Origin of the sequence: Pontivivens nitratireducens, assembly GCF_014235845.1 — a bacterium.
In the GTDB taxonomy this organism is placed as follows: Bacteria; Pseudomonadota; Alphaproteobacteria; order Rhodobacterales; family Rhodobacteraceae; genus Pontivivens; species Pontivivens nitratireducens.
This window is the reverse complement of record NZ_JACJUQ010000022.1, coordinates 15,942-30,618: the sequence shown is the minus strand read 5'-3', so window position 1 is coordinate 30,618 and position 14,677 is coordinate 15,942. Positions and strand designations below refer to the sequence as shown.

Sequence of the window (14,677 nt, the reverse complement as noted above, 5' to 3'; positions counted from 1 at the left end):
CCGGAGAACTTCCTGGCAGCCATCAAGCTCGCAGCGATCCGCATCTGGATTGCTGATCAATGAGTCCACACCCTAGCCAGCCATCGTTCTGGGCGGACTGTTTTCAGCCCCTATGCAGGGCCACCTCTGCCTTGAGCGATTCCATCAGGTTGCCCAGAAGTTCGGTGCTTTTCTCATCCTTGAGCCTGCCCTTGTCGTCAAACGCCTTGCCCGCCCCGGCTATCGCGACTTCAGGGCCAGTCAGAACGCGGGCGAAATGTGGGAGGAGGGCGTGTCGCAGAGTATATTGCGACCGCTCACCCCCTGATCGCCCCGCCGCGCTTGAGATGATCGCCACCGGCTTGCCCGCCAGCGGGTTTCCGTCCGACGCGAGGCTGACCCAGTCCAGAGCGTTCTTGAGCAGGCCGGGGATCATCCTGTTATATTCCGGCGTGGAAATGACGATGGCGTCGGCCTGACCTATGAGGGCAACGAGGCGATGCACCTCCGCCGGTGTTTCCAGATCCGTGTTGAGCAGCGGCAGTTGCAGGTCCGCACGGGTGTAAAGGTCCGGCGCATATAGCCGCGCGGCCTCGTCCACCAGAAGCGTATTGGACGAACCGCTGCGCAGCGAGCCTGAGATGCCGACGAGATGGGTCATGGATAGCCTTTCGCATGTTTGCGTCCGCATGCTCATAACGCTATCGGGTTCGGGGACAACCGAAATATGGCACCCTCCAGATATTGTGCCCGTTCGGCAGGGGTGCACTCTATACCGTGGCGATAGCTTGACATGGCTGGGTGTCGCGCGGACCATCGGGGATTAGTGGAATCGAGGCTGCCGCCAGAATGCAATTCACCAAGCTCAGATTGCTCGGCTTCAAGAGCTTCGTCGATCCGACGGAACTGACGATTGCGGACGGGCTGACCGGCGTGGTCGGTCCGAATGGCTGCGGCAAGTCCAACTTGCTGGAGGCCTTGCGCTGGGTCATGGGTGAAAACCGCCCGACAGCGATGCGCGGCGCGGGGATGGAGGATGTGATCTTCGCCGGGGCCTCGTCCCGCCCCGCCCGCAATTACGCCGAGGTGACGCTGACCCTCGACAATACCGAACGTCTGGCCCCCGCAGGCTTCAACGAGGATGACCGGATCGAGATCGTGCGCCGCATCACCCGCGATGCCGGATCGGCGTTCAAGACCAATGGCGGGGACGTAAGGGCGCGTGACGTGCAGATGTTGTTCGCGGACGCGTCCACAGGTTCCCATTCCCCCGCGCTGGTGCGGCAGGGCCAGATCTCCGAACTGATTAACGCCAAGCCCAAGGCCCGACGGCGTATTCTGGAGGAAGCCGCGGGAATTTCGGGCCTGTATCAACGCCGTCACGAGGCGGAACTGAAGCTGAAGGCGACGGCAGCCAATCTGGAACGCGTGGACGACGTGCTGGCCCAGTTGGATCAGCGGCTGGGGATGCTCTCACGCCAGGTCCGGCAGGCCGCGCGCTACCGCGAAATTGCGCGCGAGTTGCGGCAGGCGGAGGCTCTCTTGTTGTATCGTCGGTGGCGTGAGGCGGATGCGGCGCATCTGGCCGCAGAATCCACGCTGACCCAGACCACGACAATGGCCGCGCGTGCGCGCGCCGAGGCGGCCCGCTGTGCGCAGGTCAGGATCGACACGGCGGACGCACTGCCCCCCCTGCGTGAAGAGGAAGCCGTCGCGGGCGCGGTGCTGCAAAGGCTGAGTGCCGAACGCGATGCCCTCAAGGATCGGGAGCATAGGGCGCGACGCGCGGTCGAACGGCTGGAAGCGACGCTCGCACAGTTGCACCGCGATCTGGACCGCGAAGGCCAGTTGAACCGCGATGCGGCAGAGTCCAGCGCGCGGCTGGAATGGGAACAGACCGCCCTGAACCAGGCCGGCGCCGGGCACGAGGATCTCAGCGCCGAGGCGCAGAAGGCAGCGGCCGATGCGGCTGCCACGCTCAAGACAATGGAGGCAACGCTGGACCGCCAGGCCGAGGACGCCGCCCGTCTGGCCGCGCGTCATCAGGCAACCGCGCGACGGCTGGAGGAAGCCCGGAAAATACATGACCGGGCCGTGGCGGAGCGGGATAAGGCTGACAAGGCCGCATCCCAGGTCGCGGCCGATCTGATCGACGCACAGGCGCGGCTGGAGGCGGCGCGAACGGCGCAGGATGCCACGGCGAAGGAAGCGACCGCCGCCGAGGACAGCTTGCAGCAGGCGGAGAAGGCCCGAGACAGCGCGCAGACCGTCGAGGCCGAGGCCCGCGCCGCTGCCTCCGCCGCTGCGGGGGAGGCACGGGCCCTGGACGGGGAGGTCACGGCCCTGCGCCGTCTGTTGGCGCGTGATTCCAGCGACAGCGGCCAGATTCTGGATTTGATCCGCGTGGAACGGGGGTATGAGGCGGCACTAGGCGCTGCGCTGGGCGACGACCTGAAGGCGGCGATGGTTCAAACGCATGGCTCCGGCTGGGCGGAGCTGTCGCAATATGAGGACGTGGCGGACTTGCCGGCGGGGGCCGGGCGTCTGGCGGACCATGTGACTGCGCCCGCCGTTCTCGCCCGGCGGCTGCAAGCGGTCGGTCTGGTTCCGGCGGCGCTGGGGGACGCGTTGCAAGCCGCTCTGACCCCGGGCCAGCGGCTGGTTTCGCGCGAAGGGGACATGTGGCGGTGGGACGGATATCGCGTCACGGCGGCGGATGTGCCGTCTACCACAGCCTTGCGTTTGCAGCAGAAAAACCGGCTGGAAGAACTCGAAGCGGCGCACCGGACGGCCCTTCACGCGGCGGAATCGACGCAAGCCGCGCACGGGAAGGCCCGCGAAACCCTCGATCAGGCAGCGGCGCAGGACGCGAAGGCACGCGCCGCCCGGCGCACAGCGGATGAGGCGGCAACCCAGGCCACCCGCGCGCTCAACCGCGCGGAGGCAGATGTATCGATGCTGGAGGGACGCGCCGAGACGTTGCGATTGGCCTCCGAACGACGGGACGAGGATGTGGTGGAGGCGCAGCTTGCCCTGGATGAGGCGCTGGCACAGGGCGAGGCCCTGGAAGATCTGGACGAAGTGCGCGCCGCCGTCGAGGAGAGCAAGAACAGCGTTGTCGAGGCGCGCTCCCTCATGCTCAGCGCGCGTGCGCGTGCGGATGAGATCAGGCGCGAAGGCGACACCCGCATCAAACGCTTGCAGGAACTGACGAAGGAAATCAGCGGCTGGAAGCTTCGCCTACAGACCGCTGGAAAGCGGAGCGCGGAGTTGGAGGCTCGAATCGACGCCACGCAGGCGGAACTGACATCCGCCAGCACGCAACCGGCGCAGATCGCTGCAAAACGTGCCGATCTGGCGCGGGAGGTGGAACGGGCGGAGGTCCGACGCGCCGGCGCGGCCGACGCACTTGCCGTTGGTGAGGCCGCCGCGCGCGCGGCTGAACAGGCGGAGCGTGAGGCGGAACGTGCCGCTTCTGATGCACGTGAAGCCCGTGCCCGCGACGAGGCGCTGCGCGATGCGGCTGCCGTGGCCCTGACCGCAGCGGCGGAGCGGATCGAGGATGAACTGGACGTCACACCTCAGGCCCTGCTGGATACGTTGGAAGCCGATCCCGCCAAGATACCGACGGTGGAGGTGATCGAGACGGACATCACACGCCTGCGACGCCAGCGGGACGCGCTGGGCGCGGTGAACCTGCGTGCCGAAGAGGACAGCCGAGAAGTGCGGGAGGAACGTGACACCCTCGCCGCAGAAAAGGCCGATCTGGATATAGCATGCGAGAAGCTGCGGACCGGCATTGCCAATCTGAATCGGGAGGGGCGCGAACGCCTGCTGGGCGCCTTCGACACGGTGAACGAGAACTTCGCCCGGCTGTTCACCCATCTGTTCGGCGGTGGGGAGGCGAAGCTGGAGCTGATCGAAAGCGACGATCCGTTGGAGGCAGGGCTGGAGATCATGTGTCAGCCGCCAGGCAAGAAGCTGTCCACCCTGTCGCTGCTGTCAGGGGGGGAGCAGACGCTGACCGCGCTGAGCCTGATCTTTGCCGTTTTTCTGGCCAACCCCTCGCCTATTTGCGTGCTGGATGAGGTGGACGCCCCGCTGGACGACGCGAATGTCAGCCGGTTCTGCGATCTGCTGGATGAGATGACGCGCACGACCTCCACCCGCTTTCTGATCATCACGCATCATGCCGTCACGATGAGCCGCATGGACCGGTTGTTCGGTGTTACGATGGCGGAGCAGGGCGTCAGTCAGCTGGTCAGCGTCGATCTGCGCCGGGCGGAGGAAATGGTCGGTTGAGGTTTCAGCTTCGCGAGGCGTGCTCTCCCAGCAGGGGCGAAAGAGCGACTTCGAGCCGGTCATAATCATCCGCACCCCAAGCGCCGAAAGCTTCCATCCACCGGGCGGCGGGGGCGATGGCATCGGGATTGAGGGCGCACCATTTCTCGCGCCCGCGTTTCTCGGTCGTGACCAGCCCCGCCCGCATCAGGATTTGCAGATGCTTCGACACAGCCGCCAGGGTCAGGTCGAACGGTTCGGCCAACGTTCCGACGGGCAGGTCGCCATGCAGCAGGCGGTTCAGGATCGCGCGCCGCGTCGGATCGGCGAGAGCGGCGAAGGTCGCGTCGAGGCTGGCTGCGCGCTGTGACATCGCGGCAGCTTGCACCGTCCGCCATGAATCATCAACCGATTGGTTGAAAATAGCGGAGCGCCATCCTGACAGCCTCGATTTCGCGGGGGGGGGCGGAAGCTAAATCGCAACCTTGATGGATGATTGCATCATATCAATAGGTTACGTGGTGGTGGGCGGACCTCTGATCTGTTGACTTGGCCGAAACCCATGCCTATGGTCCGCGCAAACAGGTGAAGGAGGCCAGCCGCCCCGCTGGATCGATCGAATGAAGGATCGGAGCAAGCTGGACGAGCTGGATCGCAGGATCGCCGCAGCGCAAACCGCGGTGCGTCCCAAGCCGAATGAAGAGAGCAAGTACCGCAAAGCCAACCTTGCGTGGCAGATGGTGATCGAGCTGGTGGCAGGAATGCTGATCGGCCTGGGAATAGGGTGGAGCCTCGACTGGCTCTTCGGCACGTTGCCACTCTTTCTTGCGACCTTCGGCATTCTGGGCTTCGCGGCCGGAGTGCGGACCATGATGCGCACCGCCGAGCGGGTGCAGGAACAAGTGGCGCTGGCGCGCCAGGATCAAGACCCCACCCCCGGTGGGCAAAGCGAGGATTGAGACGTGGCAACACCGACCGACGGCGAACTCTTCGCCATTCATCCGATGGATCAATTTGCCGTGGAAAGCCTGAGTGGTCACGGCGGCCCGGCAGGTCTGGCCGGTATCGGCATGTTCACCAATCAGATGCTGTGGCTGGCGATTACCGTTCTGGCGATCGCCGCGCTGTTCGTTCTGGGCAGCCGCGGTCGTGCGATGGTTCCGTCGCGAATCCAGTCGGTGGGTGAGCTGATGTACGGTTTCATCTACAAGATGGTCGAGGATGTGGCGGGACGCGATGCGATCCGTTTCTTCCCCTGTATCATGACGCTGTTCACATTCATCCTGTTCGCGAACCTACTGGCGCTGATCCCGACGAGCTTCTCCATCACCTCGCACATTGCGGTGACGGGTGTTCTGGCAATGCTGGTGTTCCTGGGCGTGACGGTGCTGGGTTTCATTCTGAACGGTGCGAAGTTCCTCAAGCTGTTCTGGGCCGATGAGGCGCCGCTGGCGCTGCGCCCGGTTCTGGCGGTGATCGAGTTGATCTCCTACTTCGTGCGCCCGGTCAGCCATTCCATTCGTTTGGGCGCCAACCTGATGGCAGGTCACGCCGTTCTCAAGGTGTTTGCCGGTTTCGCCGGCGGACTGGCCGTGCTGACCTATGGTCCGGGCGCCATCGTTCCAATCGTTGCCATTTCTGCCATGTACGGGCTCGAATTGCTCGTCGCGGTAGTGCAGGCGTATGTCTTCACGATCCTGACATGCGTCTACCTCAAGGACGCGCTGCACCCCGGCCACTAAGGTCGGCGCAGCATCTCAATCGAGCCATTCCAACCTAAGGAGTACACACTATGGAAGGCGATATCGCAGCAATGGGCGCCTATCTCGGCGCAGGCTTTTCCGCAATCGGCATGGGCCTCGCCGGTATCGGCGTGGGTAACGTCGCCGCGAACTTCCTCTCGGGTGCGCTTCGCAACCCGGCGGCAGCAGGCGAGCAGACCGCGACCCTGTTCATCGGCATCGCATTCGCAGAAGCACTGGGGATCTTCTCGTTCCTCGTCGCTCTGCTGCTGATGTTCGCTGTCTGATCGACAGTATGCATTCCACCGCGCGGGGGCTCCTCGCGCGGTGAACCCTCTCTGAAACATGAGAGCACGACCGGCTCCACTGAGCTGATGACCCAGATTTATCGGACCTGTCCGCGATCCGCCTAGTCCCGGATGCTGGTACAGGTTCAGGCCGTATCGGAGAGCTGTCATGGCGACATTAACCACGGAGGGCGCGGCTCACGGCGCAGACGTCTCGCACGAGGCGAGCGGTATGCCGCAGCTGGCGATCGAAACCTTCCCCAGCCAGATTTTCTGGCTGCTCGTGGCGCTGGTCGCCATCTACTTCCTGTTGTCGCGTGTCGCCTTGCCCCGGATCGGTGCCACGATCGAGGAGCGTCAGGACGCGATCTCCAACGATATCGAACGCGCCGCCGATTACCGGCGTCAGGCGGAGGCGGCCGAAGCTGCCTATGATCAGGCACTGGCTGATGCAAGGGCCGAGGCTGGCCGCATTGCGGACAAGACCCGCGCCGACATCCAGGGTGAAATCGACGCGGCGATGGCAAAGGCTGATGAGCAGATCAGCGCCCAGACCGCCGAATCCGAGACTCGGATAGCCGCGATCCGCGACGAGGCGACGGTGGCCGTCCAGTCCGTCGCAAAGGATACGGCGCAAGCCCTGGTTGCGGCATTGACGCCCGATCTTGCCGATGACGCCGCAATCGATGCTGCCGTCGAAGCCCGCACGAACGCGTAAGGAGAGACGACAATGGATTTTCTTTACAACACCGATATCGTCGTCGCGATCGCCTTCATCATCTTTGTCGGCTTCCTGATCTATGTCGGGGTGCCCGGCAAGGTCACGAAGATGCTCGACGATCGGGCCGACAAGATCAAAGCCGATCTGGCCGAGGCGCGCGCCCTGCGCGAGGAGGCGCAGCAGGTGCTGGCATCCTACGAGCGTAAGCAGAAGGAAGTCGAACAACTGGCGGCGGAGATCGTGACGAAGGCCAAGGCCGAAGCGCAGGCGAACGCCGATGCCGCGAAGGCTGATCTGGCCGAGTCGATCGAGCGTCGCATCGCCTCCGCCAAGGATCAGATCGCCTCCGCCGAAGCGGGCGCCGTGCGGGAGGTCAAGGACCGCGCCGTCGAGGTTGCCGTTCAGGCCGCGCGGGACGTGATCGCGAAGCAGATGGACGCCGCCCATGCGGATGCCCTGATCGACGATGCGATCCAGCAGGTCGGTGCCAAGCTGCACTGATCCGGCACAGAGTGCTTTTTTGACTACGCCCGGTCCGAATGGTCCGGGCGTTGTCGTTTGCGGGGTGATCGCTCAACGCGCTGCGGCGTGGTACTCGGCGTTGGGGCGCATGTCGATTGCGCTGCTCATCCGGTTCGTCATGTTGAAGAAGCTGGCGACGGCGGCGATGTCCCAGATGTCCTTATCCGTCCAGCCTGCATCGCGCAGTTTCTGGCGGTCGGCTTCCTCGATCCGATAGGATCCTTCGGTCATGGCGACCGCGAAATCCAGTGCGGCGCGCTGCTGCGGTGTGACGTCGGCAACGCGGTAATTCATCACCAGCGCCTCGCCCAGCTCGGGGTGACCGCTAAGCTCACGTACCGCCGCACCATGTGCCACCAGGCAATAGAAGCAGCGGTTCACCGCGCTGACCACGACGGCGATCATCTCACGCTCCAGCTTGGTCAGACCGCTTTCGCCCAGCATCAGGTCGTTGTACATCGTGGAAAAGGCGTCCAGCTTCGTGGTGTCGTGGGCATAGGACCGCAGGACGTTGGGAACCATCCCGAGTTTTTCCTCGCAAATTCTGAAGAACTTGGCCGTACGCTCCGGCAGGGGATCCTGCTGGCGCAGATTCAGGGCGGTGGGGTGATCGGGGTTCATGCGGTATCCTCCTTGATGCGGTAATGATAGCCACCAATATCGCTGAAGCCCATCGTCGAATAGAGCGCGAGGGCCGCGGTATTCACCTCGGTCACGATCAGGGTCAACCAGGTGCAGCCCGCATCCGCGGCCCATCCGGCGCTGGCGGCGACCAGATCACGTGCCACCCCGTGGCGCCGATGGTGGGGCGAGATTTCCAGTGCGTGCAACATCGCCAGATCGCCCTTGGCGCCGACATAGACACATCCGGCGAGCCGATCGCCCAAGCGGCCTGTGATGTAGGTTTTCGGACAGGTCGCGCGGTCCATGATCTGCAAACGTGCGGGACCGATGCCACCTTCGGCCCAGATTTCGGCCATGCGCGCAATCGGCGCTTCGCCCAGGACTGTGCGCGGACCGGCGGGTCGCAGTTGCGCCAGTTCGGCTGCTGGGGCGACCAGCAAGCGGCAGGGGTCCTTGATGGCATAGCCGGCGGCGTCCAGCCGCTGCGCGAGGGCATCTTCACCCGTGCGCACCATAACTAGGGGGCCACATCCGTCCAGCGTCGGGGCCTCGACCATTGCAGTTGCCGCATTGACGCGGCTGCCGCCCGCACCGCCGATACGGCGCAGCCAGTCCCCGTACTGGCGGTACATCTCCGGCGGCCATGTCGCATCGAGAGTTGTGAAGATACTGGCGGGGTCTGGCAACTTCATGTCGTGTTCCGTCTTTCGCAAAGGTCTTTCCCTTGCTAGAGGTAATACGTCCCGCCGCAAAGGGGGGGACGACGTTCTCGGGGCGGGGTGCAACTCCCCACCGGCGGTGATAGCCCGCGAGCGGCCTCTCGATCGAGAGGTGTCAGCAGATCCGGTGTAATTCCGGGGCCGACGGTAACAGTCCGGATGTGAGAGAACGGGAGCGGTCGCAATGTGACCTGCTCTCAATTGCCCTGGGTCCGTGTCACTTGGAGCAAAGGAGATTATCCCATGACACGCCCAAATCGTATCGCGTTCATCCGTGCCCGCTGGCACGCGGACATCGTGGATCGTGCCCATGACGGCTTTGTCGAAACCCTGGCGGAGCTGCGCCCGGATATGAGCGTCGATGTCTTCGACCTGCCCGGCGCATTCGAAATTCCGCTTCTGGCCCGCCGGTTGGCGCTGTCCGGGCGCTATGCGGCCGTTGTGGCCTGTGCCTTCGTCGTGGATGGCGGCATATACCGCCACGACTTCGTGGCCAGCGCGGTGATCGACGGATTGATGCGCGCGCAGATGGATGCCGACGTGCCGGTGCTGAGCGCCGTTCTGACGCCGCATAATTTCCACAACTCCACGGAACATCAGAGCTTCTTCGAAGCGCATTTCGTGGAAAAAGGCCGTGAAGTCGCCCGGGCCGCAGTTGCGGTGCTGAGCGCGGACGCGGCGTTGGAAGCCGTCGCCTAGCATGGCCCGGATCGAAGGGGCATCACGCCCCTTCGATTAGCGCAGCAAATGGCGATCAGCGCAGCAGGCGGGCTTTCTCGCGTTGCCAGTCGCGTTTCTTCTCGGTGTCGCGCTTGTCCGCATGGGTCTTGCCCTTCGCCAGACCCAGCAGAAGTTTCGCGCGACCCTTGTCGTTGAAATACATTTTCAGCGGCACGATGGTCATCCCCTCACGCCCGACGCCCTGCCACAGTTTCGACAGTTCACGCTTGTTCACCAACAGCTTGCGCCGCCGCCGCTCCTCATGCGCGAAAGCCCGGTTCATGGACTGCGCGAAGGGTGCGACGTAGGAGTTGATGAGCCACAGCTCCCCATCCTCGACGCTGGCATAGCTCTCAGCGATATTCGCGCCGCCCGCGCGCAGGCTTTTCACCTCGGACCCTTCGAGCACGATGCCTGCTTCGAGCGTATCCTCGACGGCATAATTGTATCGCGCCTTGCGGTTCTCCGCGACGGTCTTGTTGTTCGGGTCGGACTTCTTTTTCTGGGCCATGGGGATCAGATAGGGCTTCGCTCAACCATTCAACAGGCCCGCATGGACCATAGCGGCGCGAACGCGGTCCTTCACCGCATCCGAACACTCCACGAGGGGGAGGCGCACCTCCTCGGAGCATCTGCCCAGCAGGGACAGCGCATATTTCGCCGGGACCGGGTTCGGCTCCAGAAACGCGGCACGAAACAGCGGGAACAGGCGGTCGTGGATGTCGCGGGCGGTGGCGAAGTCACCCTTCAGGCAAGCCTCCTGCATCTGTGAGCACAGGCGCGGCGCGATGTTGCCCACCGTGGTGATGCATCCGACGCCGCCATGCGCATTGACCGCCAGCGACGTTTCATCATTGCCGGAAACCTGAATGAAATCGACACCGCAGGTGATGCGCTGATCCGAGATGCGCGACACGTCGCCTGTCGCGTCCTTCACCCCGACGATCCGTTCCAGCTTCGACAACTCGCCCATTGTGGCAGGCGTGATGTCCACGACCGAACGCGAGGGGATGTTGTAGAGCAGGATCGGCAGGCCACATGCGTTATGGATCGCGGTGAAATGCGCCAGCATTCCGGCCTGATTGGGCTTGTTGTAATACGGGCTCACGATCAGCAGGCCGTCCGCGCCGACTTCCTCGGCGTGGCGGGCGAAGCGGATCGCCTCAACCGTGTTGTTGGAACCGGCACCGGCAATAACGGGAACGCGACCGGCGGCCTGTTCCACCACGATTCGCACGACGTCCTCATGCTCCTCATGGGTGAGGGTCGGGCTCTCCGCCGTGGTTCCTGCCGCGACCAGACCATGCGATCCCTCAGCGATCTGCCAGTTCACAAGGTCGCGCAGCGTCTTCTCGTCCACCTTCCCGTCGGCAAAGGGTGTGACGAGCGCAGGGATCGAACCTTTGAACATGGGGAAGCTCCGAAAAATATGTGGTTGCGGGTGCTCGCCCGCAAAGCCGTGATTGGAAAAGCCCGCCGTCACGCCATATGGTCGAACGGAAAAGCATGTGTGTTGGGGGTTCTAGTGATTTTTGCCGTTTTGTCGAGAATGATCCTGCCGGTAACGGCAATCGCGTTGCTGGGTCTGTCGTCCGCGTCGGCGCAGGACGCCGCGCGGTCCGCGCAGCTGGTCCAGGCGGCGGACGAGCGTGAGTGGGTGCAGGCGATTTCCGCCGCACAGGCGCTCGGCTCTGCGGAAGCGTTGGAGTTGGTGAATTGGAGCCGCCTGCGGGCCGGGGATGCGAACTGGTGGGAATATGTCCAGTTCATGCAGACCCGCGGCGACTGGCCGGGTCTGTCGCGGATGCGCCGCGTCGGCGAAACGCGCATTCCCGCGAACGCCACACCGGCGGATGTCATCGCTTTCTTCGATGGTGAAAAACCGCAAACCGGTGTTGGCGTTGTCGCTTTGGACAGGGCGCTACGAGCCACGGGCCGCGCGGTGGAGGCGGACGCCCTGGTCGTGGACGCATGGCAAAACATGTCGCTGGACACCCTGGGTGAACAGATGCTTGCCGCCAGCCACCCCGCGCTGATCGCACCGTTCCATCAGGTGCGGCTGGACAATGCCATCTGGGAGGGCCGGTTGGGCGAGGCGGAGCGGATGGTCCCCCGTGTCAGCCCCGATTGGCGCGCCCTGGCCGTCGCACGCATCGCATTGCGTCGCAATCAGGACGGCGTGAACGATCTGATCGACGCGGTCCCGGTCGCGCTGCAATCCAATGCGGGTCTTGCCTATGACAGGTTCCGCTGGCGCACGCAGCGCGGAGTGGACACCGCCACCGACCTGATGCGCGAGAGGTCCGCCTCCGCTGCCACGCTGGGCCGTCCGGATCGCTGGGCGCGCTATCGGCGCGATACGGCGCGGCGTGAGATGCGAACGGGAAATGTCGCCGTCGCCTATGAGATCGCCTCGCGACACGGGCTGACCTCCGGGTCGGATTATGCCGATCTGGAATGGCTGTCGGGATACCTGCAATTGCGAAAGCTGCGCAATCCGGGCGCCGCGATAGGTCATTTCGAACGGTTCCTTGCGGCGGTGGACACGCCGATTTCCGTCGGGCGGGGCGGATACTGGCTGGGCCGCGCGCATGAGGCTGCGGGTAACAGGGCAGCGGCGGAGGCCGCTTACCGGCTGGGTGCTGAGCATCAGGTCAGCTTCTACGGACAGTTGGCCGCACAGCGGCTGGGCGCGGCGCCAGACCCCGCCCTGTCGCGGGGGCAGCAGGTGGACTGGCGGCGAAGCTCCATCGCCAGGGACCCGCGCCTGACGGCTGCGGCCATATTGTACGCAGGCGGTGACTGGGTGAACGGGGAACTGTTCCTGACGCGCATGATGCTGGATCAGCAGCAGGAACAGGCAATGTCCGCCGTGGCACAATACGCACTGGACGAGGCGCGTCGCGCCGACAGTTCGGTCCGTTTGTCCAAGCAGGCCGCGCGCAGCGTCGTGACCCTGCCCTTGACCGCCTATCCGATGATGAACCTGCCCGCATTGCCCGCAAATTTGCCGCCTGAAATGGTCATGGCCCTGTCACGGCAGGAAAGCGAGCTGAACCCCCAGGCCGAGAGCCGGGTCGGCGCGCGCGGGTTGATGCAGTTGATGCCCGGAACGGCACGCGATGTCAGTCGTCAGTTGGGAATCGAGTATTCGCTGGGGCAACTCACCAGCAACCCCGCTTACAACATCCGGCTGGGGACGACATACCTGTCCGAACAACTGGCGGCCTTCGGCGGCAGCTACATCATGGCGGCGGCAGCATATAACGCGGGGCCGGGGCGGCCTCGTCAATGGGCGGAACGCTATGGCGATCCGCGCTTCATGGATGTGGAGGAAGCCGTGGACTGGATCGAGGGCATTCCGTTCAACGAAACGCGCAACTACGTCATGCGCGTCCTCGAAGGAATGCATGTCTACCGTCAGCGGATAAACGGGCGTCCGGTTCCCTTGCAGATCGAACAGGACATCACCGCGGGATGACGTCGTGCCGGGTGCGCATTCTTTCGCGAAGAATCGTATAGATCCCTGCGCCAACGATCAGGACAGCCCCCGCAGCTGTCCACGGATCGAGGCGCTCGCGAAAGATCAGCAGCCCGATTGACGTTGCGAAGACCAGTTGGAAATAGGCGAAGGGCTGCACTGTGCCGGCCTCCGCCGCCTCGTAGGTCTTGATCAGCAGCCAGTGACCCGCGACGCCAGTGACGCAGAGTACGGCCATCCATGCCCAGTCCGCGCCGCTCATTTGTTCCCAGTAGAACGGACCGATCAGCGTGATCGCGACGGCCCCCGCGATTCCTGTCCAGAAAAAGCTGGTCGCGGCGGTATCATCCCGCGCGACGTGGCGCGTCAGCAAACCGTAGAGTGCGAACATCAGGGCCGCGAGCAGTGGCACCATAGCCTCGGGCGCGAAAACGCGCAGGCCCGGTCGCAGGATGATGAGAACGCCCACGAAACCGAAGCCGATGGCAACCCATCGCCGCCAGCCGACCTTCTCCCCCAGAACCGGGCCGCTCAACGCGGCGATCAGCAGGGGATACATCGCAAAGACAGCGTGGCTCTCGATCAGACCCAGCAGGGTGAAGGCGAGGACCATCACGCAAATCTCCGCCACCAGCAGCATCCCGCGAAATATCTGCAGGATCGGTTGCGTGGTGCGGGCCGTTGCCATCACGCCTCCGGGCTTGGCCGCGCTGAGGGCGATGACGAAGGCTGCGAAAAACCAGTAGCGGATCATCACGGTCATGATGACGTTGTATTCGGAGGCCAGATGCCGGCTGATGCCGTCCTGTACGGCAAAGACGAAGGTGGTCGCGATCATCAGAGAAATACCGCGCTTCGCGTCGTTGGATTGCATTGGGATACCTCCGTGCCGTAGGGGATGCGGGATGGAAAAGATGGTCAATATCAAACCGCCCCCGCTGATCGCATACCGGCCACCCGCAAGCCCGGTGGAGATCGTGCATGTGGACGAACACCTGTTGATCGTGGCAAAACCTGCGGGATTGCTGAGCGTTCCGGGCAACGTCTTTACCGACTCCCTCGAACTGCGTTTGCGGCAGGTCTATCCCGAGGCGTTGTTGATTCACCGGCTGGATATGGACACTTCGGGCATCATGGTCTTCGCACGGACGGTCCTTGCGCAGCGGCACCTGAACTGGCAGTTCGAAAAACGCACCCTGCGCAAGCGATACGTCGCACGGGTGGAGGGCCACGTGGCCGGGCAGGCGGGCTTCGTTGCATTGCCGTTATGCCCGGATTGGCCGAATCGGCCGTTGCAAAAAGTCGATTTCGAGCAAGGAAAACCTTGCCTGACGCATTGGAAGCTGCGCGAGCGCGGTGCGCGCGATACCCTGCTGGCCCTGACGCCCAGCACCGGGCGGACACACCAATTGCGGGTGCATTGCCGCGCCATGGGCCATACCATTCTGGGCGACCGGTTCTACAACGGCGCGACGGCACCGCGTCTGATGTTGCACGCCGAGGCGCTGGACCTGCGCCATCCCGACGGCGGGGCGTGGCACACGTTCGAGGTGCCTTCGCCGTTCTGATCGGGAACCAAGACTGCAAGTCCACGTTGATCG

At 64.0% G+C, this 14,677-nt stretch carries 16 protein-coding genes and 1 riboswitch; of the genes, 9 read left to right on the top strand and 7 right to left on the bottom strand.

Annotation, left to right across the window (positions count from 1 at the left end):
• Positions 1-103 precede the first annotated feature (103 nt).
• Complete coding sequence (locus H1S03_RS16035) at positions 104-640, bottom strand: NADPH-dependent FMN reductase (RefSeq protein WP_185805203.1); 537 nt, start codon at positions 638-640, stop codon at positions 104-106.
• A 188-nt stretch (positions 641-828) separates the two neighbouring features.
• On the opposite strand from H1S03_RS16035, the gene smc reads away from it, so the two are divergent.
• Positions 829-4,281: a chromosome segregation protein SMC gene (gene smc / locus H1S03_RS16030; RefSeq protein WP_185805202.1), complete on the top strand. Its 3,453-nt coding sequence runs from the start codon at positions 829-831 to the stop codon at positions 4,279-4,281.
• A gap of 4 nt (positions 4,282-4,285) precedes the next feature.
• On the opposite strand, the gene H1S03_RS16025 is transcribed toward smc, so the two are convergent.
• On the bottom strand, positions 4,286-4,633 hold the full coding sequence (locus H1S03_RS16025) for an ArsR/SmtB family transcription factor (protein WP_185805201.1): 348 nt from the start codon (positions 4,631-4,633) through the stop codon (positions 4,286-4,288).
• Positions 4,634-4,880: 247 nt separating this feature from the next.
• Here H1S03_RS16025 and H1S03_RS16020 point away from each other — a divergent pair, with 247 nt between their 5' ends.
• From H1S03_RS16020 to H1S03_RS16000, 5 genes are all read left to right on the top strand, one after another.
• Positions 4,881-5,219, top strand: a complete 339-nt coding sequence (locus H1S03_RS16020) for an AtpZ/AtpI family protein (protein WP_166189117.1) — start codon at positions 4,881-4,883, stop codon at positions 5,217-5,219.
• 45 nt (positions 5,220-5,264) lie between these two features.
• A complete protein-coding gene (locus H1S03_RS16015; protein WP_185805207.1) occupies positions 5,265-6,002 on the top strand; it encodes a F0F1 ATP synthase subunit A in 738 nt (245 codons plus the stop codon).
• A gap of 50 nt (positions 6,003-6,052) precedes the next feature.
• Complete coding sequence (locus H1S03_RS16010) at positions 6,053-6,289, top strand: F0F1 ATP synthase subunit C (protein ID WP_166189120.1); 237 nt, start codon at positions 6,053-6,055, stop codon at positions 6,287-6,289.
• 169 nt (positions 6,290-6,458) lie between these two features.
• Positions 6,459-7,007, top strand: a complete 549-nt coding sequence (locus tag H1S03_RS16005) for a F0F1 ATP synthase subunit B' (RefSeq protein WP_185805200.1) — start codon at positions 6,459-6,461, stop codon at positions 7,005-7,007.
• A gap of 12 nt (positions 7,008-7,019) precedes the next feature.
• The gene (locus H1S03_RS16000) at positions 7,020-7,511 is read left to right on the top strand and encodes a F0F1 ATP synthase subunit B family protein (protein ID WP_166189124.1); all 492 of its coding nucleotides are present in this window, start codon (positions 7,020-7,022) and stop codon (positions 7,509-7,511) included.
• A 72-nt stretch (positions 7,512-7,583) separates the two neighbouring features.
• On the opposite strand, the gene H1S03_RS15995 is transcribed toward H1S03_RS16000, so the two are convergent.
• Together H1S03_RS15995 and H1S03_RS15990 are read right to left on the bottom strand one after the other, a co-directional pair.
• Complete coding sequence (locus H1S03_RS15995; protein ID WP_185805199.1) at positions 7,584-8,153, bottom strand: peroxidase-related enzyme; 570 nt, start codon at positions 8,151-8,153, stop codon at positions 7,584-7,586.
• Positions 8,150-8,848: a GNAT family N-acetyltransferase gene (locus H1S03_RS15990; RefSeq protein WP_249777965.1), complete on the bottom strand. Its 699-nt coding sequence runs from the start codon at positions 8,846-8,848 to the stop codon at positions 8,150-8,152. The genes H1S03_RS15995 and H1S03_RS15990 overlap by 4 nt, the downstream gene beginning before the upstream one ends.
• Positions 8,849-8,917: 69 nt before the next feature.
• Positions 8,918-9,050: riboswitch (FMN riboswitch) on the top strand.
• Positions 9,051-9,118: 68 nt separating this feature from the next.
• Between H1S03_RS15990 and H1S03_RS15985 the strand changes: the two genes are divergently transcribed.
• Entirely contained in the window at positions 9,119-9,574 is a 456-nt protein-coding gene (locus H1S03_RS15985; RefSeq protein WP_166189131.1) for a 6,7-dimethyl-8-ribityllumazine synthase, read from the top strand.
• Between the two features lie 55 nt (positions 9,575-9,629).
• Here H1S03_RS15985 and smpB read toward each other — a convergent pair whose 3' ends face one another.
• Both smpB and dapA read right to left on the bottom strand, forming a co-directional pair.
• Positions 9,630-10,106: an SsrA-binding protein SmpB gene (gene smpB / locus H1S03_RS15980; protein ID WP_166189133.1), complete on the bottom strand. Its 477-nt coding sequence runs from the start codon at positions 10,104-10,106 to the stop codon at positions 9,630-9,632.
• Between the two features lie 21 nt (positions 10,107-10,127).
• Positions 10,128-11,006, bottom strand: coding sequence for a 4-hydroxy-tetrahydrodipicolinate synthase (gene dapA, locus H1S03_RS15975; protein ID WP_185805198.1), 879 nt, complete (start codon positions 11,004-11,006; stop codon positions 10,128-10,130).
• 138 nt (positions 11,007-11,144) lie between these two features.
• Between dapA and H1S03_RS15970 the strand changes: the two genes are divergently transcribed.
• Positions 11,145-13,076 carry a lytic transglycosylase domain-containing protein gene (locus tag H1S03_RS15970; RefSeq protein ID WP_185805197.1) on the top strand — a complete coding sequence of 644 codons (1,932 nt, stop codon included), beginning with the start codon at positions 11,145-11,147 and terminating at the stop codon, positions 13,074-13,076.
• On the opposite strand, the gene H1S03_RS15965 is transcribed toward H1S03_RS15970, so the two are convergent.
• Positions 13,063-13,950 carry a DMT family transporter gene (locus tag H1S03_RS15965; protein ID WP_185805196.1) on the bottom strand — a complete coding sequence of 296 codons (888 nt, stop codon included), beginning with the start codon at positions 13,948-13,950 and terminating at the stop codon, positions 13,063-13,065. The two genes, H1S03_RS15970 and H1S03_RS15965, sit on opposite strands and share 14 nt — an antisense overlap.
• 31 nt (positions 13,951-13,981) lie before the next feature.
• Between H1S03_RS15965 and H1S03_RS15960 the strand changes: the two genes are divergently transcribed.
• A complete protein-coding gene (locus H1S03_RS15960) occupies positions 13,982-14,644 on the top strand; it encodes a pseudouridine synthase (RefSeq protein ID WP_249777964.1) in 663 nt (220 codons plus the stop codon).
• Positions 14,645-14,677: the final 33 nt, after the last annotated feature.

Excerpts from the sequence above, each read along its gene's own strand:
- H1S03_RS16035 (WP_185805203.1), bottom strand. The coding sequence starts at position 640 with ATGACCCATCTCGTCGGCATCTCAGGCTCGCTGCGCAGCGGTTCGTCC.
- H1S03_RS16010 (WP_166189120.1), top strand. The coding sequence starts at position 6,053 with ATGGAAGGCGATATCGCAGCAATGGGCGCCTATCTCGGCGCAGGCTTT.
- H1S03_RS16020 (WP_166189117.1), top strand. The coding sequence starts at position 4,881 with ATGAAGGATCGGAGCAAGCTGGACGAGCTGGATCGCAGGATCGCCGCA.
- H1S03_RS15990 (WP_249777965.1), bottom strand. The coding sequence starts at position 8,848 with ATGAAGTTGCCAGACCCCGCCAGTATCTTCACAACTCTCGATGCGACA.
- smpB (WP_166189133.1), bottom strand. The coding sequence starts at position 10,106 with ATGGCCCAGAAAAAGAAGTCCGACCCGAACAACAAGACCGTCGCGGAG.
- H1S03_RS16025 (WP_185805201.1), bottom strand. The coding sequence starts at position 4,633 with ATGTCACAGCGCGCAGCCAGCCTCGACGCGACCTTCGCCGCTCTCGCC.
- H1S03_RS15970 (WP_185805197.1), top strand. The coding sequence starts at position 11,145 with ATGATCCTGCCGGTAACGGCAATCGCGTTGCTGGGTCTGTCGTCCGCG.
- H1S03_RS15965 (WP_185805196.1), bottom strand. The coding sequence starts at position 13,950 with ATGCAATCCAACGACGCGAAGCGCGGTATTTCTCTGATGATCGCGACC.
- H1S03_RS16000 (WP_166189124.1), top strand. The coding sequence starts at position 7,020 with ATGGATTTTCTTTACAACACCGATATCGTCGTCGCGATCGCCTTCATC.
- H1S03_RS15960 (WP_249777964.1), top strand. The coding sequence starts at position 13,982 with ATGGAAAAGATGGTCAATATCAAACCGCCCCCGCTGATCGCATACCGG.
- H1S03_RS15985 (WP_166189131.1), top strand. The coding sequence starts at position 9,119 with ATGACACGCCCAAATCGTATCGCGTTCATCCGTGCCCGCTGGCACGCG.
- H1S03_RS15995 (WP_185805199.1), bottom strand. The coding sequence starts at position 8,153 with ATGAACCCCGATCACCCCACCGCCCTGAATCTGCGCCAGCAGGATCCC.
- H1S03_RS16015 (WP_185805207.1), top strand. The coding sequence starts at position 5,265 with ATGGATCAATTTGCCGTGGAAAGCCTGAGTGGTCACGGCGGCCCGGCA.
- dapA (WP_185805198.1), bottom strand. The coding sequence starts at position 11,006 with ATGTTCAAAGGTTCGATCCCTGCGCTCGTCACACCCTTTGCCGACGGG.
- H1S03_RS16005 (WP_185805200.1), top strand. The coding sequence starts at position 6,459 with ATGGCGACATTAACCACGGAGGGCGCGGCTCACGGCGCAGACGTCTCG.
- smc (WP_185805202.1), top strand. The coding sequence starts at position 829 with ATGCAATTCACCAAGCTCAGATTGCTCGGCTTCAAGAGCTTCGTCGAT.